This is a genomic window from Varibaculum massiliense (assembly GCF_900106855.1).
GTDB classification, from domain to species: domain Bacteria; phylum Actinomycetota; class Actinomycetes; order Actinomycetales; family Actinomycetaceae; genus Varibaculum; species Varibaculum massiliense.
Window position 1 is genome coordinate 1,708,899 of the sequence record NZ_FNWI01000004.1, and the last position, 23,138, is coordinate 1,732,036.

16 protein-coding genes are annotated in these 23,138 nt (G+C 52.2%); 7 read left to right on the forward strand and 9 right to left on the reverse strand.

Annotated elements, in window-relative coordinates:
- The first annotated feature begins 36 nt into the window (after nucleotides 1-36).
- The 4 genes from BQ5456_RS07645 to BQ5456_RS07660 all read left to right on the forward strand — a co-directional run bounded on the left by BQ5456_RS07645 (nucleotide 37) and on the right by BQ5456_RS07660 (nucleotide 5,732).
- Nucleotides 37-2,583: a DNA polymerase III subunit gamma and tau gene (locus BQ5456_RS07645; RefSeq protein ID WP_071129457.1), complete on the forward strand. Its 2,547-nt coding sequence runs from the start codon at nucleotides 37-39 to the stop codon at nucleotides 2,581-2,583.
- A gap of 21 nt (nucleotides 2,584-2,604) precedes the next feature.
- The gene (gene recR, locus BQ5456_RS07650; RefSeq protein WP_071129458.1) at nucleotides 2,605-3,201 is read left to right on the forward strand and encodes a recombination mediator RecR; all 597 of its coding nucleotides are present in this window, start codon (nucleotides 2,605-2,607) and stop codon (nucleotides 3,199-3,201) included.
- Between the two features lie 177 nt (nucleotides 3,202-3,378).
- Nucleotides 3,379-4,686: an aspartate kinase gene (locus BQ5456_RS07655; RefSeq protein WP_071129459.1), complete on the forward strand. Its 1,308-nt coding sequence runs from the start codon at nucleotides 3,379-3,381 to the stop codon at nucleotides 4,684-4,686.
- Nucleotides 4,683-5,732: an aspartate-semialdehyde dehydrogenase gene (locus tag BQ5456_RS07660; protein WP_071129460.1), complete on the forward strand. Its 1,050-nt coding sequence runs from the start codon at nucleotides 4,683-4,685 to the stop codon at nucleotides 5,730-5,732. Before BQ5456_RS07655 ends, BQ5456_RS07660 begins: the two co-directional genes overlap by 4 nt.
- Here the strand turns inward: BQ5456_RS07660 and BQ5456_RS07665 are convergent, their stop codons facing one another.
- Both BQ5456_RS07665 and BQ5456_RS07670 read right to left on the reverse strand, forming a co-directional pair.
- A complete protein-coding gene (locus BQ5456_RS07665) occupies nucleotides 5,733-7,034 on the reverse strand; it encodes a variant leucine-rich repeat-containing protein (protein ID WP_071129461.1) in 1,302 nt (433 codons plus the stop codon).
- Between the two features lie 166 nt (nucleotides 7,035-7,200).
- Entirely contained in the window at nucleotides 7,201-7,920 is a 720-nt protein-coding gene (locus BQ5456_RS07670; protein ID WP_071129462.1) for a TetR/AcrR family transcriptional regulator, read from the reverse strand.
- A gap of 240 nt (nucleotides 7,921-8,160) precedes the next feature.
- On the opposite strand from BQ5456_RS07670, the gene BQ5456_RS10660 reads away from it, so the two are divergent.
- From BQ5456_RS10660 to BQ5456_RS07680, 3 genes are all read left to right on the forward strand, one after another.
- A complete protein-coding gene (locus tag BQ5456_RS10660) occupies nucleotides 8,161-8,283 on the forward strand; it encodes a hypothetical protein (protein WP_268872101.1) in 123 nt (40 codons plus the stop codon).
- 33 nt (nucleotides 8,284-8,316) lie between these two features.
- Nucleotides 8,317-9,558, forward strand: a complete 1,242-nt coding sequence (locus BQ5456_RS07675) for an MFS transporter (protein ID WP_071129463.1) — start codon at nucleotides 8,317-8,319, stop codon at nucleotides 9,556-9,558.
- A 215-nt stretch (nucleotides 9,559-9,773) separates the two neighbouring features.
- Nucleotides 9,774-12,401: an aldehyde dehydrogenase family protein gene (locus BQ5456_RS07680; protein WP_071129464.1), complete on the forward strand. Its 2,628-nt coding sequence runs from the start codon at nucleotides 9,774-9,776 to the stop codon at nucleotides 12,399-12,401.
- An 87-nt stretch (nucleotides 12,402-12,488) separates the two neighbouring features.
- On the opposite strand, the gene BQ5456_RS07685 is transcribed toward BQ5456_RS07680, so the two are convergent.
- The 7 genes from BQ5456_RS07685 to BQ5456_RS07720 all read right to left on the reverse strand — a co-directional run bounded on the left by BQ5456_RS07685 (nucleotide 12,489) and on the right by BQ5456_RS07720 (nucleotide 23,040).
- Complete coding sequence (locus BQ5456_RS07685; protein WP_071129465.1) at nucleotides 12,489-13,454, reverse strand: carbohydrate kinase family protein; 966 nt, start codon at nucleotides 13,452-13,454, stop codon at nucleotides 12,489-12,491.
- Nucleotides 13,455-13,459: 5 nt separating this feature from the next.
- Nucleotides 13,460-14,857, reverse strand: a complete 1,398-nt coding sequence (locus BQ5456_RS07690) for a sugar porter family MFS transporter (RefSeq protein WP_071129466.1) — start codon at nucleotides 14,855-14,857, stop codon at nucleotides 13,460-13,462.
- A gap of 337 nt (nucleotides 14,858-15,194) precedes the next feature.
- Nucleotides 15,195-17,336, reverse strand: coding sequence for an InlB B-repeat-containing protein (locus BQ5456_RS07695; protein ID WP_071129467.1), 2,142 nt, complete (start codon nucleotides 17,334-17,336; stop codon nucleotides 15,195-15,197).
- Between the two features lie 216 nt (nucleotides 17,337-17,552).
- Nucleotides 17,553-18,161, reverse strand: a complete 609-nt coding sequence (locus tag BQ5456_RS07700; protein ID WP_071129468.1) for a hypothetical protein — start codon at nucleotides 18,159-18,161, stop codon at nucleotides 17,553-17,555.
- A gap of 115 nt (nucleotides 18,162-18,276) precedes the next feature.
- Complete coding sequence (locus BQ5456_RS07705) at nucleotides 18,277-19,722, reverse strand: sensor histidine kinase (protein ID WP_071129469.1); 1,446 nt, start codon at nucleotides 19,720-19,722, stop codon at nucleotides 18,277-18,279.
- Nucleotides 19,719-22,352: a histidine kinase N-terminal 7TM domain-containing protein gene (locus BQ5456_RS10175; RefSeq protein ID WP_083378433.1), complete on the reverse strand. Its 2,634-nt coding sequence runs from the start codon at nucleotides 22,350-22,352 to the stop codon at nucleotides 19,719-19,721. Before BQ5456_RS10175 ends, BQ5456_RS07705 begins: the two co-directional genes overlap by 4 nt.
- Before the next feature lie 13 nt (nucleotides 22,353-22,365).
- Nucleotides 22,366-23,040 (reverse strand): response regulator transcription factor, encoded by a 675-nt coding sequence (locus BQ5456_RS07720; protein WP_235858555.1) that lies wholly within the window; start codon nucleotides 23,038-23,040, stop codon nucleotides 22,366-22,368.
- Nucleotides 23,041-23,138 lie beyond the last annotated feature (98 nt).

Here is a 23,138-nt window from a genome sequence, read left to right on the forward strand (position 1 = left end):
ACCCCGCTGATGCCCGGCTTTTAGTACAGTAGAGCCGTGAGCATCGCACTTTATCGCCGCTACCGGCCAGACACTTTCCAAGACGTGATCGGGCAAGATCACGTGGTCAAACCGTTGATGGCGGCGCTGCGTTCTGGGCGGATTAGCCATGCGTATCTTTTTTCTGGTCCGCGCGGGTGCGGCAAAACCACCTCGGCGCGAATCATGGCGCGTTGCCTGAACTGCGCAGAAGGCCCCACCGACACTCCCTGCGGCAAATGCGAATCCTGTAAAGACTTAGCGACCGGAGGCTCCGGCTCCCTCGACGTAGTAGAAATCGATGCGGCCAGCCATAACGGGGTAGATGATGCGAGGGAGCTACGCGAACGAGCAGGTTTTGCCCCGGTACGCGACCGCTACAAGATTTTTATACTGGACGAAGCCCACATGGTCACCCAACAGGGATTCAACGCCCTGCTGAAAATCGTGGAAGAACCCCCCGAACACGTTAAGTTTATTTTCGCAACCACCGAACCTGACAAGGTAATCGGCACGATTCGTTCGCGCACTCACCACTATCCATTCCGCCTGGTACCGCCAGAAATCATGGAAAAATATATGGCGAAACTCTGTCAGGCAGAGAACATCGAGCCTGCCCCGGGGGTGCTGCAATTGGTGATGAGGGCGGGTGCCGGATCAGTACGCGACTCGCTTTCGGTGCTTGACCAGTTAATGGCGGGTGCAGAGGATGGCAAGCTGGCTTACGGGACTGCTTCTGCGCTGCTGGGATACACTGACAGTTCTATTTTGGAACGCTCGGTAGACGCGATTATCGACCGGGACGGAGCCGCATTATTTGAGGTAATCGCCAAAATGATTGAGGGCGGGCATGACCCCCGGCGCTACCTGGAAGACTTATTGCTGCGCTTGCGTGACTTACTAGTACTGTCGGTTTCTTCTCCCGAGGACGCACAGGCAGCCCTGGCGGGTACCCCCGAAGATCAACTAGCGGTCATGAATGCGCAGGCGCAGCGGTGGGGAACTGCCGGGATTTCTCATGCCAGCGACCTCACCAATACTGCTTTGACAGAACTGACCGGAGCAACCGCCCCCAGGTTGCAAGTTGAGTTACTGGCAGCACGGCTATTGCTGCCACCTGAAAGCCCAGTGACAACAGCCAGCGGACAGGGCGCTGTTTCCTCTGGTTCTCTTAGTGGTCCAGAAGCCGCAATGGCGGCCTTACATCGGCCAGGACGTCCTCATTCCTCCCAAAGTCCCCGCGTTCCCGAAGCTAACCGTGCCGTGCCGAGTGGTAGCGCTCCGCGCCCCATCTCCACTGAAGAATCGGGAGTAAATTCAGCTCTATCGGCGCCTTCTGCCAGCGCACCTGCGATTGCCCCGCGAAGCAGTGCCCCGGAACTTACCGCTCCTCGCCCGGCGGCCTCCCCAGAAAAGCAAGTCGCGCCTGGGGTAGCTGCTCCTTCAGTGCAAAGCCCCGAAACGGGAAATAGCAATGAAAATCAAGGGGAAGCGTCGGCAGAGGCTCCTAAAAAAGACTTGCCGACCCAAGCGGCATCCGAGGTAGAAAAAGGGGAGCAATACTGGCAGGTGTTGCAGGCATGGGGAAAGGTATCCAACCGACTGAACGAGGTTGATTCGCGGCTGTGGTCAACTTGTAACCGCCACTTGCAGATTGGCGGAGCGCAAAATCAGAAACTTACTTTGTTAGCCGATAGTCCCCAAACCGTTGAGTATTTAAAAGATAAATTAGCTCCCTTAGAAAAATGCCTGGCAGAAGAGCTTTCGGGAACCTGGAAAGTGAAGCTGTTGGTCGGAAGTGATGATAGTTTTGCCCCCGCCCTTAGCAAAGTATTGTCACAGGTAAAACTATCATTACCGTCAGAGAAAGCGCCCGGGATTGAAGATGAAGCCCCGCCGGAAGAAGATTTCTATCCTCCGGAACCAGAAGATTTAGGTGCTGGTAGCGGGGAAGATATCTCCACCCCCACAGACAGTGCTGCGCCGACGCAATCTTCAGAAACTACCGCGACCCCGGAAGCTCCGACACCTAAAAGCGCAGATAAAGCTACAAAAGAAGTTAACCAGGTAGCGGATTCGGATAGCTTCGCGTCCAGCGGTGATAGTTGGATTATTGACCAGACTGCGGCGCCCTCCGATAAGGAAACTCCCAAAATCCCTGCTGCAATCGCTCCGCAACCCCAGGCGGCTCCCGAAGTTGCGGCACCGCGCGTATATGAAGAAATCGCAGCGCCGCGTCCCGGGGAAGAAATGGCGGCTCCGCGGGCAGGAAGTTCGCAAATGCCAGAGGCGGCTCCGCGGGCTGAGGTAAGCGAGGTCCTCGCGGCTCCCCGCGCAGAAAATGAGCCTTTCGCGGCTCCGCGGCCTCAGGAAAATACGGCGCAAAAAGATGACGTGGCCACAGAACCTTCCGCAGCGCCGGAAATCGCGGAAGATTTACCGGATATGTCCGATCCTGATGTGGGGGTCGATGATAGTGGGGGACGCTGGGGAGTCGAGGTCGCTAAATCTTTGCTTGGTGGCAAGATAGTGGAGACGGCAGATAGCGATTCTCCCAGCAACTAGAAAGAGAGCGGCTAAAAATCTATGTACGATGGCGCCCTACAAGACCTGATCGATGCCCTAGGGCGGCTGCCGGGGATTGGTCCAAAATCAGCGCAACGCATCGCTTTTTATGTGCTTTCGCGCCCGAAAGATGAAGCAAAACTGCTGGCACAAGCCTTAGTGGACGCCAAAGAAAAAATCCGGTTTTGCAGCCAGTGTGGGAACATCTCCCAAGAAGAACTCTGCACTATTTGTCGCAACCCCAAGCGGGATCAGTCGGTAATTTGCGTAGTTGAAGAAGCCAAAGACGTGGGGGCGATTGAACGTACTCGCAGCTATCGCGGTTTATATCACGTGTTGGGTGGGGCGATTGATCCCATCAATGGGATTGGACCGGAACAGTTACGTCTGCGTGAACTGCTAAAACGTCTCAGTGGCGATACTGTACAAGAAATTATTATTGCCACGAATCCCAATATCGAGGGCGAGGCTACAGCCACCTACCTGACTCGCACGATTTCCCCCCTCGGGCTAAAAGTAACCCGCCTGGCTTCGGGGCTGCCGGTGGGAGGCGACCTGGAATATGCTGATGAAGTTACTTTAGGGCGCGCTTTGGAAGGGCGACGCAGCGCCGAATAACCGCTAACCAAAGAGCTAGACCCCTGGCAAAAGTCCCAGGTAGGTGCGTGTCGGGGAATCTAAACATGTGTGTTTGCTTACCGACCAGCAAATTTGAGACGCTAGGGCTTCAGCAAAGCTATCCTCATACAATTACAGAAGATAGTTAGCCGAAGAGCAGTTATACAAGGGGAGTAAATGGCGCTGATTGTACAAAAGTACGGCGGATCTTCAGTTGCCGATACACAGTCGTTGCAGCGGGTAGCGCGACGAATTGTGCAAACCCGCCAAGCTGGGCATCAAGTGGTGGTAGTGGTTTCCGCGATGGGTGACACCACCGATGAATTGATTGATATGGCGGCCGAGCTTAATGCTAACGCCCCTGCTCGGGAAATGGATATCTTACTTTCTGCCGGAGAGCGTATTTCTATGTCTTTGCTGTCCATGGCAATATCCGCCCAGGGGGTACCGGCGATGGCATTTACCGGGGCGCAAGCCGGAATTCGTACCGACGCCAAATACGGCAAAGCCCAGATTGTGGGGATGGTTCCCGAAAGAATTGCCCGGGCAGTCCGCAAAAACAATGTGGCAATAGTTGCCGGGTTCCAAGGGGTAAATGATGCTGATGATGTCACTACCCTGGGGCGTGGCGGCTCGGACACTACTGCGGTAGCTTTAGCAGCGGCGCTGCACGCGGATGTTTGTGAAATCTATACCGATGTAGATGGCCTATTTACCGCCGATCCTCGCCTGGTGCCTACTGCGCGCCGCCTGCACTCCCTCGACTATGAAGAAACCTTAGAGTTGGCCGCTAATGGCGCCAAGATTTTGCATCTGCGGGCGGTAGAGTTTGCCCGCCGCTACCGGGTGCCTCTGCATGTGCGTTCTAGCTTTTCCGATAAGAACGGCACTTGGATTGCCCGGGGTCCAGCTCCGAAATCGTTGCGGGGGATAGTCCCTGCGGAAGCTCTCGAGGAGGAAAAAGTGGAAGCTCCAATTATTTCTGGTATCGCGCATGACCGTTCCCAAGAAAAACTAACGGTGGTGGGACTGCCTGACCGACCGGGCGTGGCCGCTGACCTGTTTACGGCGGTGGCGAAAGCCGGTGCCAATATCGATATGATTGTGCAAAACATTTCCGAGGCGCGTCCGGGACGGGCAAATATCTCTATCACTATGCCCGCAGAAGATATAGCTGCGGTAATCAGCGAGCTTGAGCAAGAAAAGCAGGCTTTAGATTTCATTCGGGTTGATCACGACACCAATGTGGGGAAAGTTTCCCTGGTGGGGGCAGGTATGCGCAATAACCCCGGGATTTCGGCGCGTTTTTTCCAAGCCCTGTCTGATGAAGGAATCAACGTAGACATTATTTCCACTTCTGAGGTGCGGATCTCGGTACTCATCAACCTGGATCGCCTCGATGATGCTGTCTTGGCAATCCACAAAGCCTTTGATTTAGATTCCGAAGAAACTGAAGCTGTGGTCTATGGAGGTACCGGACGATGATTAAGCAATTAACTGTAGCTCTAGTAGGAGCAACCGGTCAGGTAGGGCGGGTAATGCGTACCCTGCTGGAAGAAAGAAATTTTCCGGCAGCGGGCATTCGCCTGTTTGCAACCTCCCGTAGTGCCGGCAAGCAGCTTACTTTCCGCGGTCAGCAAATAACTGTCGAGGATGTGGAGGGCGCCGATCTTAGCGGTATCGATATTGCTATCTTTTCGGCAGGAGGCGCGGCTTCCCGTACCCACGCTCCTCGCTTCGCTGCTGCCGGGGCGGTAGTAGTAGACAATTCTTCTGCCTGGCGTAAAGACCCCGAAGTACCCTTGGTGGTTTCGGAAGTAAACCCTGAAGATATCAAGGATCGTCCCAAAGGGATTATTGCCAACCCTAATTGCACCACTATGGCAGCCATGCCTACGGTGAAAGTGCTTCACGACCTGTTTGGATTGGAAACCCTAGTGGCGTCCTCCTATCAGGCAGTATCCGGTTCCGGAAGAGCCGGGGTGAAAGAGCTTTCTTCCCAGCTAGAAGCCAGCGTTGACCGCTGCGAAGAACTGGCTCTAGACGGGACGGCTATAGATTTCCCGCAGCCCAAAACCTACGTACGTCCAATCGCGTTTAACGCGGTGCCGGTAGCTGGAAACTTTGTTGATGACGGCTCAAACGAAACTGATGAGGAACAAAAGCTGCGTAATGAGTCGCGGCGGATTTTACATATCCCCGGACTCGCAGCCTCCTGTACCTGCGTGCGCATCCCGGTGATGACTGCCCATCTGCTTTCCCTAAATGCTCGTTTTACTCGCCCAGTTGATTTAGAACAGGCGCAAGCAGCATTAGAGCAGGTTGAGGGAGTGCAACTGGTAGATGTTCCTAATCCTTTGGATGCTGCTGGCCGCGATGGTACTTTCACCGGTCGCCTGCGTATCGATCAGTCAGTCCCGGGTGACAAAGGTTTAGCCTTTATTTGCTGCGCGGATAACCTGCGTAAAGGGGCGGCGTTGAACGCCATCCAGATTGCGGAGCTAGTCGCCCAAGATTTACTGGCTGCCTAGTTAATCAGATTTGGTTTTCGGATGATAGGCTTCAGCACTGTTAATAGTGAGCTTCAACCCGTATCCGGTCTGCAGGTTCCAACAGTCAACCCCTGATCCCGAGGATTGGCAGGCGTAGGCTCCGGAGGCAGCGGCAGCACCGCTAGCGAGAATAGTTTGCGAGGTTTCCCGATCCTTTACCCCTAAATCTTCTGGATTCTTGGCGCCCGCGGCTCCCAGGGTGAACCTAACAGTCGCTCCCGGATCTTGCCCGATGTTTCCAGTGAAGCTAAAAGCGGTGCATACCACTTCGCTGCCGATAGTGCATTTGATTGGGGCATCGGGCAAAGAGAACTCGCTGACCTGGTAGGCGCCGTCAGGCAGTCCCTTCGCTTCTCCAATGGCGCTGGTGGGGGCGGGTGCGATCTGGCGTCCCTCAGTTTTCACATCCAGTTGCGCCCCCGCATTATTCTTACTATTCTTCCCAGCTTTACCAGCGGAGTTACCGTTTTTGTTATTCGCTGTCCCATTTTCCTGGGCGTCGGGAATCCCGTTATTGTTGCGATCCTTATTGAGGTCGGAATCTCCGAAAATCCGCGCGATTACCCCATTTTTGCCGTACCAACTCTTTGATCCGTCACCACCGGTGAGCCGATCGGCGAGATTGCCTCCAATAGAAAGCACCAGCCCAATAAGTACCGCCACAATAATCACGAAAATCTTGCTTTTCTTGGAAGCAGTTTTTTCTTCCTGCGGGGAAAACTCTTCCAAATCAGCTTCGTCAGCTAGCTTAAGTTTTTCCGCTTTGGTTTTTTCGGTAGCTGCAGTTTTCGGCGAGGCGCTAGCATCCGCTTCAGTTACTGCCGGGAACTTGGCTTTGGGGGAGGAGGCGGCGGGTTCGGGACTGACCTTCCCTATTGCCACCTCGGTTTCTTGAGCGGGGATAGCAGCCGTCGGCTCCGGGGTATCTCCGCTTGCATGCGCGCGGTGAGAACGAGGGGCAAAATTAGCAGGTGACGCCGCCGATTGGGGTGTTTGGGGAGGTTGCGCGCTTTTTCCGGGTCTGAGCTGTGCGCCTTCAGCGCCTTTGGAAACGAATGTAGCTTCCCGGCGGGCAGCCCGGTTGATTCGATTTTGGCGGCGCTGTAGAGCGGCTGCGATTTCGGGGTCTGAAAACTCGCTTAGCCATTCTAAAAGTGCCGGATAGGTGGAGGGGTTTTCAGCGATTAATGGACGCAAGGAAGGGTGATTTTGCGCTAAGAACTGCAATTCTTCTAGCGGCGTCGCGGGATCACTTGCCCGCTGAACCGGGTCAGTGTTCATAGCGCCTCCTTTACTTTCCCTCTAGCGATTATAGATGACTAGGAGGCGAAAATACTTGTCGCCTTGCCTTAGCTGCCCTCGCAATAACTGACGGCTATCGGTTCAGTTGGGAACAGAATTCAAGCTGGGAGAAAAGTCCCGGCTAGCCTGTAAAGCAGAATTGAGTTTAACTGGCACGGTGAATAGGGCAGGCCGAAGTTGCCATCCCCTCGTCCCCACGCACGGAGAAAGGATTTTCATCCATATCCAAGGGACGTCCCAAGAATCGTTTCGCGCTGGGTAGCGGCGCAATCTTATGGTCTGCTCCCAAGGAGCGCAATATGTATGCTTGCACGCAATGAATTAAATATTCGCGGCGTATCGGGTCTTTCGGTAAGGATCTGCCTGCCAAAGAGGCGTTAACCATAGAAATCGCAATCGGCAGATTTTGGGGAGGGAGCGTACCCTCGCTAATGGCTCTCCGAAGAATCTGACGCAAGATATTCTCTACGATACGTGCATGTTGGCGCAGTTCTGAACTGGTCTCATGTGATACTTGGCGGCGTAAATCCAGTCCGGGCGCCAGGTGATAGGACGATCCCAGGGTGAGCTGTTCGCGAATATAGATTCGTAGCATCCTGATGGGAGAGGTGACCCCTTCTAATGAGTGGTTTAAGCGTAGGGAATACTGTCCAGTTTCGTAGGTGATAAACGCCAGCAGCAGCGCTTCTTTGTCTTGAAAATGGTTATAGACTGCGGTGCGCCCCACCCCGGCCTCTTCGGCAATCTTCGCCATGGTTAGTGACTCAAAAGTGTTGGTTTGCAGGAGACCAGAAAGCGCGTCAAAGAGTTGCTGGCGAGTTTTCTTACGATGTTCTTCCAGGGTTTCCCCAATGATCCTAGGCATAGGGGCATTCTTTCATTTAGTGACACTTTTAGTCTAATTGTCTTGAAAAATTGGGGAGGTGAGTGTACTTACGAAAGATTTTTAGGTGCGCCAACATTCCGTGGGAATTGGTAATTTTATTGCGGAGGTGCACTTGACGAACTTACTATTGGCACTAATTTACCTAGCATTCATCAGCTTAGGGCTTCCCGATGCTCTGCTGGGCTCTGCCTGGCCAGCTCCTATGTGGCGATTTTTATCATGCCACCACTTTTTGGGTTGACAGCTCAGTATTTATCGGTCGGCTGGTTACCTCTCTACCTGACTCTGCCTCTGGGAGTATTCGCCTTGATGCAGCGCCGCTTAGGGGCAGTAAATCTGTGATCAAACCTGATATTTTTAAGCCGGGAGGCAGCCTTGACTAACTTACTACTGGCACTGATTTATCTAGCATTCATCAGCTTAGGGCTGCCTGACGCCCTGCTGGGGTCGGCCTGGCCAGCAATTTATTCAGATTTTATGGTAACGGTTTCCTACGCCGGGATTGTCTCGGTGATTATTTCCCTGGGAACCATTGTTTCCTCCCTGCTATCAGATCGTTTGATTTCTTGGCTAGGCACTGGAAAAATCACGGCCATTTCGGTGGGACTAACAGCGGTAGCTATCCTGGGGTTCGCGTTAGCGCCCAATTTCTGGGCGCTTTGTATCTGCGCTATTCCCTACGGATTGGGAGCTGGCAGTATAGATGTGGCGCTAAATAACTATGTGGCACTGCATTTTAAGAGTTCCCACATGAACTGGCTGCACTGCTGTTGGGGGATTGGTGCCACGATTGGTCCTTACATTATGGGAGCCGCCCTGGCGGGAGGCAGCGGATGGCGCGGGGGCTACTGGTATGCCGCCTGCATACAGCTGGGAATAACCGCGATATTGTTCCTAAGTCTGCCCTTGTGGAAACGCGGCGAGCAGGCCGACTCCGCCGCTGTTTCCAGCAAACATCCTGACCAGGGAACAGAAAATGTCTCCTCCGTAAATGCTGAGGAAAACCCGGAGCCAACAGTTCAACCCGTGCGCCCTCGGCATCTGAAACTTTCCGAAGTGGTGCAAATCCCAGGAGTGAAAGCCATGATGGTCTGTTTCTTCTGTTATTCCGCGTTAGAACACACCATCGGACTGTGGGCGGCAACTTACTTGCGGTTGTTTAATAATATGGATGCCGCGGCAGCTGCCGCATTCGCCAGCATGGTGTTCTTAGGGATCACCATAGGGCGTGCCATCAGTGGTTTCTTGGCTATGCGTTACACAGACCAACAGATGATCCGCTTGGGAATAATACTGACAGCTTTGGGGCTGCTAATTCTGATTATTCCCGGACCAGCCATATTGGCAGTGTGCGGAATAATGACCATCGGACTTGGGTGTTCCCCCATCTACCCGGCGATGATTCATTCCACCCCGCAGATTTTTGGAAGAGAGCGCTCACGGGCAATCACCGGAGTGCAAATGTCCTGTTTCTTTGTGGGAGTGCTGATTATGCCGCCCCTATTCGGTTTAGTGGCTGATCGTCTATCAGTGGGCTTGTTGCCAGTTTATTTGAGCATTTCCTTGGGGTTAATGGCTTTTTTGCAGTATCGTCTGATGCGACTTGCCGATATTTAAGCCGTTCCCGAAGCCTATGGTTTGCTGCCGGACACATTTCGCCCTTAGTTGCGCAAAGGTGCAGAGGAGTTTATTGGTCGGGAAACCTATGAAACCAATCCTTTAATCTTGTGGGTAAGGTAACATTTTTTATATCTAATTATTTGCTATCGCAATGGTGCTGCTCATAACAAAAGAGTCCTATAAAGAAAAACGCCTAATAGAAAAGAGTTGCAATGTCGCAAAAAAGCTCCCCTCCCGTCCTCAGTGAAGAATCTGAAGAAAAATCAGCAGTAGATCTGCTGGTAGAAGAGGCGCAACAGGCGCTCAAAGATTTTAAGAAACTTGATCAGCAAACCGTAGACCTGATTGTGGAAACCGCTGCTCGCAAAGCGCGGGAGGCTCATGCGGTGCTTGCCGCCGAAGCGGTGGCGGAAACTAAGCGCGGAAACTTCGAGGATAAAACGGTAAAAAATATCTTTGCCTCCGAAGTTATTGCCCAAGATTTGGAGGGGCAAAAAACCGTAGGAGTTATTTCCCGCGACGAATTTTCGGGGATTGTGCAGGTAGCCGAGCCTGTAGGGGTGGTGGCAGGGCTAACTCCAGTTACTAACCCCACCTCCACCACTATTTTTAAGGCACTGATTTGTCTTAAAACTCGTAACCCGATTATTTTTGCCTTCCATCCTTACGCCCAAGAGTGTTCGGCTCATGCCGCAAAAATTGTCTACGAAGCTGCCTTGTCGGCGGGGGCGCCCAAAGGTTGTGTCCAGTGGATTTCCACTCCCTCCATGCAGGCAACCTCGGATTTAATTAACCATCCGGGGGTGGCGGTTATCTTAGCGACCGGCGGTAATGCCATGGTTAAAAGTGCCTACTCCTGTGGTAAGCCGGCGCTGGGAGTGGGAGCCGGGAACTGCCCTGCCTACATTCATCAGAGCGCAGTGGTGAAAAATGCGGTCAACGATATTACCATTTCCAAGTCTTTCGATAACGGAATGATTTGTGCCTCTGAACAGGCGGTGATTCTCGATGCCTCCATTGCTGACCAGGCGCTTAAAGAGTTTGAGCATTTAGGATGCCACCTGGCAAGTGCCAAGGAAAAAGAGCAGCTGGAAGATCTGCTTTTCGGGGCGCGTGCTGGCAGTGAAGAATGTATGAGCGCCAAGCTAAATGCGGCAGTTGTGGGGCAGAGTGCAGCGAAGATAGCCGAAATGGCTGGTTTTAGCATTCCCGAAGATACCCAAGCGATTCTGGTGCCCTGCACAGAAGTGAGCTATAAAGAACCCTTGACCCGGGAAAAACTTTCGCCAGTATTGGCGGTACTCCGGGCGGAAAATGCTGCCGAAGGCATCGAACTGTCTCGTCAAATGGTGGAACAAGATGGGTTGGGGCATAGCGCCGCCATTCACTGCCGTGACCGAGAAGTGATTGACAAGTTCGCCACCGAAGTTAATACCGTACGCATCATTGAGAATTCTCCCAGTTCTTTCGGGGCTATCGGCGGGCTCTATAACGCGATGGTGCCTTCCTTGACCCTGGGGTGTGGCTCTTATGGGCATAACTCCGTGTCGAACAATATCAGTGCGGTAAATCTGCTTAATATCAAACGGCTAGCCAGGAGGAACCCGGTAATGACGCCTTTCCAAATCCCTAATCAAATCTATCTTGGATCTGGATATATCCGGCAGCTAGCCAACTTGGAGCTGGGAACCAAAATTACGGTGATTACCAATCAACGCGCCGCCAATAGCAGGCAGTTGGATGTGGTGATGCAACTGCTATATGCCCGCAGTGAGAAAATATCCGTGCAGGTGATTGAAGATGTAGAAGCTCATTTCACCGCGGAGTATCTAAAAAAGAAGGTACGGGAAGTTTCCGGTTACGGACCGCAAACAATCATTGCCGTGGGAGAGCGAGACGTCATTAATGTCGCAAAGTTCTTGCGGCTGCTGGTTGCCTGCCCCGAGCTGCCAATTAAAGAAGTCTGCGCGGGGCATATTGCTTTGCCGGTTCACCTTAATTCGCCGCAACTGATCTGTGTACCCACTATTACCGGAGGGCGAGCCTCGGTAGCTCCCTGGGCAGCGATTACCGATGAAAATACCGGCTTTGCTCGTCCGGTTAGATCCACTGCGTTCCTGCCGCAAATTGTGGTTATGGATACCACTTTGGCTGACTATTCCCGAAAGGATACTTTGCAGCGTGGCTTCCAAGCCATCGCCTATGGAATCGAGGGCTACACTTCCACGCAGGCCAGCGAATATACCGATTCTTTGGCGCTGCACGGTCTAGAGAATATCTATAAGATTCTTCCTCAGGTAGTTAATGCCTCTGAGGGCAGTCAAGAATTCGTTGATTTGCGAGAAAAGCTGATTGAAGGGTCGTTCTTAATCTCAACCGCCCAGGCGAATACCACTATGGGATTGGCAGATTCCATAACTAAAACTTTCGCGGCCGCCTTTGGAGGACGAGCGCAGGAATACTTCTCTTCGGTACTGCCCAATGTGGTGCGGTTCTTAGGAGGTCGCCCCCGAAAGTTTGTGGCTTCTCCTAACTATCTGCGTTTCCAGGCTCCTCAACAGTTGGCGGAGATTTGTAGGCGCTTGGGGATTAATGCCCGTGAAGAGGACGCCGGGGAGATTTTGGCGCTGGCTCTAGAAAGCTTAATAGCCACCTTCGGAGTACCGCTAAAAGTGCAAGACTTCCAGGTATCGGAATCCGATTTCTTGGAGCAGCTGCCAGAACTTACCCAACGTACTTTCGATCGCGAGTCCTATACCGGTACGCCACGTAAAGCTACTATGGCGGAAGTCGAAAATATCCTTAAAGCCTGTTACTACGGGCAAGAATTCGTTTCCTAAATAGTTTCATAGCAAAAAGCCTGCGGGGCGTTACCCTAACGCCCCGCAGGCTTCACTATTTGTATAGAACTCTGGGATTATCCCTAACTAAAGGGTGGGATCGTTCGCGCGAACCTCTGCGACCTCCTCCTGAGTGGGAGCATAAGCTCCTACCTTACTTACCGTAATCCCTGAGGTGATAGTTGCTCGATGCAAGGCGCCTTCGATATCGCTGAGTTGGGCTTGCTGCAGTCGCTGTTTGGCCTCTGCCGAACCCAGCAGCCCCGCATCAATCAGCCCAGAAATCAGACCTGCCATAAAGGAATCTCCGGCCCCCACAGTGTCTTTGACCTTGATGTTTAGGGGATCGACCGCCAGCATATCCCGGTCATTGGCGCACACTGCATAAGTAGCCCACGGTCCGCGGGTAGCGACAATCAGACCCGGTCCCATAGCTTTCCACTTCCGCAAAACCGCCTCGAGGGGAGTATCTTCGCCATAGAGCCAGGCAATATCCTCGTCACTGGCTTTTACCACATCAGCAAGGCTAATCAGTTCTTCTATACGAGGACGTACCTCTTCCGGGGTGCCCATCAAAGCCGGGCGCACATTGGGGTCATAGCTAACAGTTCCTTTAGCAGCCATCGCCTTCACTGCCTTTACCACCGCAGCGGCACCGGGGGCTAAGGTGGCGGCGAAACTGCCGGTATGCAGGTGGCTGATAGTACTTACCTCGGGAAGTGGCGGGACTTGCCATTCTAATTCGAAATCGTAGGTCGCTTGTCCGTTTTCGTTTATATGGGCGTTAGCGATGGGAGTTTTCTGGGCGTTAGCGCTACCGGGAACAACCTTGACCCCAGAACTGGCTAATGTTTCTTCCAAACTCTTACCGCGCGTGTCCTTTCCCCACCAGGAAGCCAAAGAGGTGGGGTGTCCCAAACTGGCCACTCCGCAGGCCACATTGAAGATACTTCCGCCTACTTTTTCTTCTACGGTACCGGCGCGTTCAATAACATCGATTAAGGCTTCGCCCAGGCAAAGCACGGGATTATCGGTTGCTTTCATTTCAGTCATGATAATTACTCCACACCTAGTTTCTTGGACATTTCTTCAAGCGGAATTCCTTTGGTTTCCGGCATTACTTTCAATACCCACAGTAGCTGACCACACATACACAGGAAGAAGATTAGGAATGACCAGCCGCCCCCTAGGAACGCGATCATGGAGGGGAATACCCCGGAGGTGATGGCGGCAAAAGTCCAGTGAGTAGTCGAACCTACTGATTGCCCGGCTCCCCGTACCTTATTCGGGAAGATTTCGGAGATGAATACCCAAATAACTGAGCCTTGGCCGAAGGCGTGCGCGGCGATGAACACCAGCAACCCAATCAAAACCAGCACCGAGGAACCGGAAGTAAAGTTGCCCTCAAAGCGGAACATCACAAAGGTTAAGAATCCCAAGCTGACCAGATACCCGATGGATCCCACCAACATTAGAGTGCGGCGTCCCAGCCTGTCGATTACGGTTAGCGCGGTCATGGTGGCAACCAAGTTCATGAATCCCACGGCGATAGACATTAGGTAGGAGGCGTTTTCGCCGGCTCCGGCCTCTTGCATAACCATGGGCGCATAGTAAAGGATCGCGTTAATCCCTGAGAGCTGGTTGAAAGCCGCAATAGCGATAGCCATCAGCATTACTTTGCGATAACGCTTGGAGAAGAAATTAACTTTGGTCTTAGATTGCTCCAAGTCGCGCTTAATCTGTTGTCTAATCTCGGTTAGCTCCTGATCGGATTCCTCCTGCGAGGAGCAAAGCTTCAGGCTAATAGTTTCTGCCTCATTATCGCGTCCTTGAGCCATTAACCAACGCGGGGTTTCCGGAACCGTAAACAGCAATAGCAAGAACACTATGGAGGGAACTGCCATAATCCCCAGCATCCAGCGCCAAGCAGTATCATGCGGGGCAATAGCGCGAATAATGGCATTGGAAGCGTAAGCCACCAAAATACCTAACACGATATTGAACTGCACCAAGCCAACCAGACGGCCGCGTTGGCGGGCGGGGGCAATTTCGGCGATATAGATGGGGGCACACACGCTGGCCATGCCGACGCCCACGCCTCCAAGGAATCTGGAGGCCAGGAATAGCCAATAGGCAGAGCCCGGTGCTAGGGCGGTGCCCAGGCTGCCTAGCAGGAACAAAGCGCCGATAGCGAATAGCAGTTTTTTCCGTCCATATTTATCGGCTAGCCCCCCTCCGGATAGTGCGCCCACAATAGTGCCGATGGTTGCGGAGGCAACGGTGAAACCGAGCGATTGCGGGGTTAGGTCGAATACTACTTCTAAGGCTTTAGTTGTTCCTGAAATTACTGCGGTATCGAAGCCAAAAATCAAGCCGCCGACAGATGCCACTACGGCACTGCGGATGACCAGACCATTGGCACGAGAGCGTTCCAAGTTGGTTGTCTCGCTGGACATGATGTTTCCCTTCTTGTGTGGCTTTTCGGGTAGAAAAGTTGGGTATTGTGGTATTAATGTTGGATTGCGAGTATTTAATTAACATTAATACCTTATTTATACGGTAATCCCAAATGATGCCACAATATCAGGAAATTAAAAATATGAGGTGCTTATTACTTTTTTACTGGTGTACTCACAATATAATTAGCGATTTCTGGCGGGAATTACTAGCTCCGAGGTGGGACACACGAAGAACCACCTAGGAGGTAACGATTCCTCTACCCAGGAAAACCTATCAGGTGTTTTCCCGGAAAATAGACATAATCCGGGTTATGCCCGGGCGTAATCTGCGGGGCTACTTGCTTGCTCGATGCCGGTATGTCAGCAGAGCGGCTCCTCCAGCAAGCGCGGCCAGCATTGAGATAGCGGCTACCAGAGCCTCACTACCTGTAGGGGGCAACTGATTGCCGGTGTTTTTCCGATCTGGTTTTCTTGGGGACACCGGTTTTTGCGACTCAGTATCGCTGGGGTTGGTCGAAGGTGCCTCTACTTTTTCCCACTGCGCATACAGGGTTAAGTCCGCGCTCAACTGGATTTTTTCTCCCCCCTTATAGGCGGTACCGCTGTTATCCTTGGCAGTATTCCACCCGGTGAAACGGTAACCTTTTCGGGTAACTTGCGCCGCACCGGCGCTTAATACTGAGTGCGGATTGGCTTTATTAGCTTTTACCGTGACCCCACCCGTGCCGCCGTTAGCGTCGTAAGAGATGTTCACCAGCTCAATGGGTCCGTTTCCGGGAGCTAGGTAAATAATGTCGTAGTTATTCATCGCCGAGTTTCGGCTCAACACTGTGGTTCCGGTGAAAGAATGTTTCGCGAACTTCAAGTTCGTGAACTTTGCGAAGTTGCTTGGTGGCTCCCAGGCGCCTATCCTCGCTACGTTTTCAGCAAAAACGGTGGTGTTGTCGGTAGCGAGATTTTGCCACTTAGTTTCATCGGCTGGGTCAGTGAAGGAAACGGATTGAGTAATAATGGCGCCACCGTAATTCGCGGTGTTCCGGTAGAACTGGGTGTTTTCACTGATGGTAGCGTTTGCCATTGCATACACGTATAGGGCACCGCCGCCAGTACCTAGACGGTCACTAACTGCCTGGTTGCCATCGAAAGCACTGCTCTTGACAGTGGCAGTAATATCGTCCCCAAGCACGATTCCGCCGGCCTGGTCAGCTTTGTTGTCTAAGAATTTCGAGTTGGTGACGTCCAGTTTTGCGGGGCCGGCATATCCCATGATGGCGCCCCCGAAGGTCCCTTCCCCGCCGGTTACTTGGTTTTGGTTGAATTCGCAACGGTCAAGGGAGAGGTTGACGCCGTCCACTAGCACGGCGCCACCGCCCAATGCGGCTGCTTGATTCTTTGTGAACTTGTTGCCGCTCATTGTCATGGAGATAGGACTTTCCACCGTTCCAAATTGCGGGGCAAGATTTGAGCTGACGGTTACCGCACCGCCAGAATTAGACTTGTTGCCAGTAAAGGTGGAAGTGGTTAACGAAAAATCGCCCTTTTTCGCCAGAGCATAGGTGATTGCCCCGCCCATGCCGTAGCCAGGCTTATTGGTGGGCTGAGAGGTGCTGTTGCCAGTAAAAGTACACCCGTCCACCGTAAATTTTTCGGTTGCAGAAACGGAAACAATTGCGCCTCCAGAATAGGCGGCATAGTTATTAGAGAAGGTAGAGTTCTTAACGGTAATCTCTTTTCCAGCGAGGATAGCTCCACCCTGGAAAGCAGATTTATTCCCGCTGATCTCGGCGCCATCAATGGCGATGGAACTGTTTTTGGTTCCGTAAATGGCGCCGCCGCCATTACCTTGGGCGCTAGCGGCACTGTTGTTATTTAGCAGTTTCGATCCGGGATTCATGACCAGTTTCCCAGTTCCGTAAAGCAAGATGCCAGCGCCGCCAGATTTAGTCGCATAACCGTTCTGCACTACCGCGCCGCTATTCATCGTCAGTTGGGTTCCACCTCCAACTGCGACCCCTCGATGCTTTTCTTGTCCATCGATTACCACGTTTTCCAAGGTAACCTGGGAGTCCCAACGGATATTCAAGATGCCAAAGTTTCCGGTATCTGTCCCCGCAAAAGTTATTTTATGGCTGGCGCCCGCCGGTGACTTGATCGTTAAATCTTGATCGCTGCCGGTGTTTAACACCTTGTCACTGGTGGGACCGGGCACCGCTAGATCAGCGTTTAAGGTTAAAGTGTAGGCCGTATTTTTCGCCATGGGGGAGCCGCTAGTTCCGGCCTTAGCAAGCGCGGTTACCAAATCTGCGGCCTGATCTTGGGTGAACTCTTTGACTAAGCTACCATCGTCGCTCTTTGTAATTATATAGGCAGCAGTAGAGGGAGCGGCAGAGGCAGAGCCGCAGCCCAACAGCCCGCAAGGCATCAATAACGCTAGGCTTGCCAATAGTAGACTTAGATTCTTCAAAATTTTTCGCATTACATTTCCTTTATTTGGCAGCTGCTGCCTGCTGGCACGCCTTAGTCGTACCCAAAATAATCTATCTTCCCCTCCGAAAAGGTTCCGTTCATTACCATGTTATCATCGGGGGAGTAGATGCGCTCAGCGTACTGTTAAAGCTCCCGGTAGCCCTAAGGGCTACCGGGAGCGCATCAATGCTTATCAGAATCGGCAGTGGTTATTTAGAGCGGGTAACTACTGTTGCAACTCGTCAGTGGTAACCATAAAGCCTTCCACTGGCAGCTGGCTGCGGACAATCAATAGGTTGTTGGTGTCCGCAGGAAGGGTATATTCCCAAGTTGCCTCCGCCGGTTTATCCGTCCCGCAGGCCACTTTGGTTAACTGTCCTTTCCGGTCGGAACTGCTCTCATCGCTGTCCGGAGCAATCCACACATCGATAGTGGTTGGTTTTACCGTCTGGCAATAGAAACCAATTTTAAATTTACTCCCGGCTTTCCAGTCGCCATTATGGTTCAGATACAGGTGGTAATTCTTGATTTTATCTTTGCTAAAGCTCGCGAAAGTCGCATCAATCCGTTCCGAGGTAACTCCCTTTTTCTCGGCAAATTCTTTACCTTTTTCCTCCCACTTTTTCTCCAGAGCTTCCGCATCATCCACCTTTACCTCTTGCTGTTTTTGCTCCGGCAGTAGCACATTCTCGGTGGTGGATATGAGCCCCACTTTCGTTTCGGGGGCTTTACTTTCCGGAGCCGCCTTCTTTTCCCCGCTGCTCCCGCCTCCTCCGCAGGCAGACAAGCTAATAGCTAAGGCGAATGCACCCGCTAACGCAAAAAGTTTTTTCATGGTGGTTCCCTCCCGTTAGTAAGACCTATGGAGCTCCCTCGCCCCACTTACCTCCACCCTAGGAAGGTAGCTAGCGTAAGTAATCACCCAAAAGTACGAATTTTCAGCCTGGTAATTAACGGAAACGGGGCAAACGCGCGCGCAGTGTGAAAGTGGGGGTGGTGAGAATCGCCAAAGAGCCGCCTGCAGCTTCCAAACGCGCCTCCAAGTTACTCAAGCCAGTACCGTAAGACGGGGTAGTGGTAACCACCCCCGGGTTGGAAACCTCCAACCAGTAACTATGGGCATCCTCCCACATTTTTACTGACATTTCGCTGGAGGTGGTGTGGATTAGTACGTTAGTAATTCCCTCCCGCAGTACCTGCATAAATAGGAGTGCCCGGTCTTCCTCAGCAGGTAAATCCCCAGAAATTTGTAAATCCAATTGGGCAGAGCTTGCTAAATCCTGCAAAGTAGCCAGCCAAACCGTTGCGGGAATCACTGCTCGGTCATGACTTAAATCAGTAGGGAGTTTCGCCAGTAAATCTTGCAATTGCGTCAGTCGCTCCTCGTCTGCCACCCCGTCCTCTAAGAAACGGTGTACAAAAGAAATCCGTTGCGAAATAGTGTCGTGAATGGAGGAGCGAGTCCGCAACACCAGGCGCTTGGTGAGGGCTTCCTCGAGGCGAGCAGTTTCCTGGGCAAGTTGTTTTTGGCGCTGCTGGAAACTGTCAATCTCGTCGGAAAGTTCCTGGCTTAAGGACATATATTTACTAACGTCCAGGGCAATCATTTGCGTCAAAAAGCGGCCCTTATCCGCTAATTGGGTGCGATTGAGTATCCAGGTGCGCCCCTTAGGATCATTTATTCGAAAATTAGCGCTGGTACTGTCGCCGATTCCGCCCTCGCTAGCACCTTGACCAGCGATTCCCGCAGGAACTATTTTGTCAGTTGCCAGCTCTCGCAGTTGGTTTGCCAGCGTTTCATAACGAGTCAGCGAAGTCAGGTTTAAACTGTCAAGCAACCCTTCCATACTGGAATTGACTAGTTTGTTATGCCCGCGGGAATCAGCGAACAGCGCCCCGTGCTGGGGACAGTCCAAGGCTTCTTTAATGCTAAAAGGACTCAAATCGTGCAACAGCAGCTGCAACTCCCGCCATACCTGGACGCATAGCCAAGTAGTAGAAAAGGTTCCGGCAGCTAAAAGTAGCCACTTACCCCCGAAGCCCACGATAGGAGGAAGCAGCGCCACTAAGAAAACCAGTAAAGGCCCCGCTGCAAACCGGTAGGTAGTTCTTAGCAGTGCCAATCCCAAGCCCAGGCAAACCACTACAAACCAGGCAAAATGATGGTCATTAAGAATGAAAATTCCCGCTTGCGAGTTGATGATAGTAACCGCAAATCCCCAGGTGTAAAAGGCCAGTAATATCGCCACGCTCAAGAGGAATCCAGTGGCTAAAGGGCGGCGATGGATGAACCATTGACTCATCGTCAATATGCACGCCGCCAAGGAACCGATAATCATCAAGGCAGTTCCCGCCGCCAACAGTGCAGGCGAAAGACTATAGAATAAGGCGCTCATTTGCTCTGCTCCCCCTTGCTATTAGCGGGGACGTCCTCGGTGAACTCTTTACTTACCTCACTAAGGGTGGCAAAACTATGTTCCTCGTGGGCAGGGTGGGTAATTCGCATTTGCAGATTAACCACTCCGTCTTCCAGGATTAGCTTTATTTTTGCTTGCGGCCAATCCAGAAGAGGCTGTAAAAGACCAATTTGACCAGCAGGAATATCTAAAATCCAGTTCATTTTAACCGGCTGTCCACCCATGCCGACCTCTAAATTTATAAACGCTGCTAAATCGGACAGGCTTACTACGCACCCCAGGCCGCGGTGCAACCCTTCTAGACACCAAAGTGCTTCCTCTAGGCGGAGGGATCCGCTGGTAGGGCCGTGTAAGCCGGCTAGGGCGTTGGCATAAGAAAAATCCGTACAAGACTGGCTTAACAATGTGGTTAAGACGTTGACTGAAACCTCTCCGTTCTCAAAATAGGATAAAGTGAGCAGACCAGCGCGTTTAGCGTACCCAAGATCCATTTTTATGCTGCGCAGAAGTTCTGCGAGCTGATTGCTTGGTAACTGACTGTCCAGCCGCGCGCTATTGGCCTGCACCCGTTTAAGGGCATTATTCATCAGTAGATCGAGCCGGTCATAAAGCAGCGGAGCCTGGGAAGGTTGCTTGACCTGCTTTAAGGCTTCATACTCGGATGAAAGTACTTTAGTTTGGTGCGCCTCCCGCTCCCGAAGGGCAGCCAAGGTTTTCTCTAACGCCTGCACAGCGCTAATATCGGTTTCCCAGATTACGTGTCCGGCGTTGATAGGTTGTGCCTGGCAGTAAAGAGTGCGGGGGGAGGCAGAGGAATTGTCGATAAGCAACACTGGGATGTTAGTTTCCCGCAGGCGACGTTTAACTGCATCATCCAGGTAGAGGGGGGTGGAGGTTACATAGCGGGGTTCCCAGTTACGATCAACGATTTCCATAGGCAGGGTAGATTTCTTAAAGAAACGCGTATAACCCCGGTTTTGGGGAATCAGCCCAATAAAGAACAATAGTTCCCAAGCTAATAAGAAAAAGATGCAATAGATTTGCACATTCTCGGTAGCTCTCACCAGGGGGACTCGGAATGTGTAGGCCAAAGAATAGGTCACCGCAAAAGCAAAAAGCACCCCTAGCGCCGCTAACACGCGAGTGCGGTTACCTTTGAAACTCCACAGTGCCACGTAAAGAACGGCGGCGAACAGTAGCAAGACTGAAAAATAGTAAAAGTAGTAGCCCGGACCGTACTCATAGTCCACCCCCGATTGCCCCCGCCCAAAGCGCAGCAGCAGGTGATGGAAATCGTTGGTAAATACCATCAACATCAGTACGGTTCCCAGTGTCAAGATAAAAGTGCGCAGGCGGCGATAGCCGGGAGGCAGGCGGCGGGAAGAATGTGCGATTACCAAAAATAGGATGGTTAAGGTCGAATAAATCGGAACATAGTAGTAGTACCAGGCGTAACGCTCGTAAACTCCCGGCAGAGAGTGCTTGATGATGCGCGCTAAAATCCACAGGCTGAGTATCCCCGCCTGGACTAGCACCGCTCGACGTATATAAGGGGAGATAGTTGTCCAAAAGCGCCAACCGGCCCAAAAACTTAGCAGGCACAGCAGCGCGATAAAGGCGCCGATTTGGTAGGACTCGTTGGTATTCTTCCACTCCCAAGAAGCACCAAAAGTATCGTTGGACAGGCTTTGCTCCCAGGTGAACTGCTTATACTGACCCAGGTTAGCAATCGGGGTGGCGTTAATATTTTTCTGAAAAGAAGTTGACAATGAAGGGTAGGAATCGGGATTGAGGAGATTAGCTGGGGGAGTTGAAAACTGGTAGTCATGGTTAGGATTCCCGGGGTTGCGTGACCAGACACCTTCTATAAACATTACCGTAGGGAACTTGGCATAGTGCAGCTGCTGGGAGGGGGAGTTGGCGTGAGTGCTGCGATTATCGGTGGTCAGGCAAAAGTAGCCATGCGCAAGGGCATCCTTTAGCTCTTGCGAGGATGACCCGGTTTCCAATCGTCCCCGCGACTTAAGTCTCTGCAGTAGCTCCGAGGCTTGCCGAGAGGAGAAAGTTTGCGCGCCCTCGTTGCCCGAGGTGGTTCTTAGCGCTAAAGCACTCATCAGCTCCAGGCGCCCTACCCCTTGATCCAGATAAACTTTTTCTTTCCCGGAAAGCAATTTCTGAAGATTATCAACTGAGCCAACCTGGGGATTCTGGGACACCAGCACCACAGATTTGGGGTAGAGGGGCATAAAAGAGGCCTTTGGCTCGGTAGCTTTAGCGGCGTTGGCAGTGGTTTCCGTGGTGATTACAAAGTTTGCCCCGGAACGAAGTTGCCGCAATAGTGACCATTCACTGTGGGGCTCTACCGCTAAACCTTGAGATTGAAAAAAGCGAGAAAGAGTGGGATTGAAGTCGTTGGGTACCGCCAAGGTGTTATTAGCTTGGAAAGAAACTGTACGTAAAGGAACAAAAATCAAGGTAAGCACGGCTATTCCCAACAGCAGCGCAAATAGTAAATGAGCCAGCCAGTCTTGAATCCAAGTGGGTCTGACGGACTCTACAGCGGGGGAACTGGGGAAGCGATTAGGGGGAAGCTTCGAGCTAGTAGTCATAGGAACCCTGATTTTAGTCGGGGAAATTTGGGTCGGAGCGGTTTTCGTGGATGGCAATATAGCCGTTAGATACTGCCCACAAGGCTAAGCGCGCCACCGAGGTGAAACCACTTTTGGCTAGCAGCTGGGAGATGTAAGACTTAATAGTGTTTTCGCTTAAGAACATTTCCTTCGCGATTTCTTTGCGGGGATAACCTGCACATACTAAACGCAGAACTTCCATTTCGCGTTCATTGAACTGGTTTGCCCCAAAACTGGGGCGAGCGGGGGAGTCGGGAAAACTATGTTCTCCGCTTACCGTAGCGCGCAGTAAGGCTAGCAGATCGGAGGTAGAGATATTTTTGTAGGTAAACGCATCGACCCCCGCGGCGCGCGCCTCCTCGACGAATGAGGCATCGGGCATTGCCGTGAATACCACTACCTTTACGCTGGGATGCGCGGCTTTGAACTTGGCAGATTCTTTCAATCCTGAAGAGTTCGCGGTAACTACGTCCATTAGCACCAGGTCTGCCGGATGTAAGCGTTGAGATGAGTGAATATCGGCGGCATCGGTGAGCTTATCGACCACCATAAAATCTGCTTCCGCATCGATAGCAGCGGCTAAAGAATCCAGCAGAATGGTTTGATCCTCAACAATAGTGATCCGCGTCAACGGCTCGTCCTCCCAATTTCCCCACCATTGGAGCAATTCCTAACTTTGTTAGAAATATTTTAACAAAACTCGAATGTTAAATGGGGCGGGTGCAAAGCAGTTTACTTCGGTATGACCAGGCTGCCTGATACTGC

Excerpts from the sequence above, each read along its gene's own strand:
- BQ5456_RS07660 (WP_071129460.1), top strand. The coding sequence starts at position 4,683 with ATGATTAAGCAATTAACTGTAGCTCTAGTAGGAGCAACCGGTCAGGTA.
- BQ5456_RS07685 (WP_071129465.1), bottom strand. The coding sequence starts at position 13,454 with ATGACTGAAATGAAAGCAACCGATAATCCCGTGCTTTGCCTGGGCGAA.
- recR (WP_071129458.1), top strand. The coding sequence starts at position 2,605 with ATGTACGATGGCGCCCTACAAGACCTGATCGATGCCCTAGGGCGGCTG.
- BQ5456_RS07705 (WP_071129469.1), bottom strand. The coding sequence starts at position 19,722 with ATGAGCGCCTTATTCTATAGTCTTTCGCCTGCACTGTTGGCGGCGGGA.
- BQ5456_RS10175 (WP_083378433.1), bottom strand. The coding sequence starts at position 22,352 with ATGACTACTAGCTCGAAGCTTCCCCCTAATCGCTTCCCCAGTTCCCCC.
- BQ5456_RS07680 (WP_071129464.1), top strand. The coding sequence starts at position 9,774 with ATGTCGCAAAAAAGCTCCCCTCCCGTCCTCAGTGAAGAATCTGAAGAA.
- BQ5456_RS10660 (WP_268872101.1), top strand. The coding sequence starts at position 8,161 with ATGCCACCACTTTTTGGGTTGACAGCTCAGTATTTATCGGTCGGCTGG.
- BQ5456_RS07700 (WP_071129468.1), bottom strand. The coding sequence starts at position 18,161 with ATGAAAAAACTTTTTGCGTTAGCGGGTGCATTCGCCTTAGCTATTAGC.
- BQ5456_RS07690 (WP_071129466.1), bottom strand. The coding sequence starts at position 14,857 with ATGTCCAGCGAGACAACCAACTTGGAACGCTCTCGTGCCAATGGTCTG.
- BQ5456_RS07695 (WP_071129467.1), bottom strand. The coding sequence starts at position 17,336 with ATGCGAAAAATTTTGAAGAATCTAAGTCTACTATTGGCAAGCCTAGCG.
- BQ5456_RS07670 (WP_071129462.1), bottom strand. The coding sequence starts at position 7,920 with ATGCCTAGGATCATTGGGGAAACCCTGGAAGAACATCGTAAGAAAACT.
- BQ5456_RS07665 (WP_071129461.1), bottom strand. The coding sequence starts at position 7,034 with ATGAACACTGACCCGGTTCAGCGGGCAAGTGATCCCGCGACGCCGCTA.
- BQ5456_RS07655 (WP_071129459.1), top strand. The coding sequence starts at position 3,379 with ATGGCGCTGATTGTACAAAAGTACGGCGGATCTTCAGTTGCCGATACA.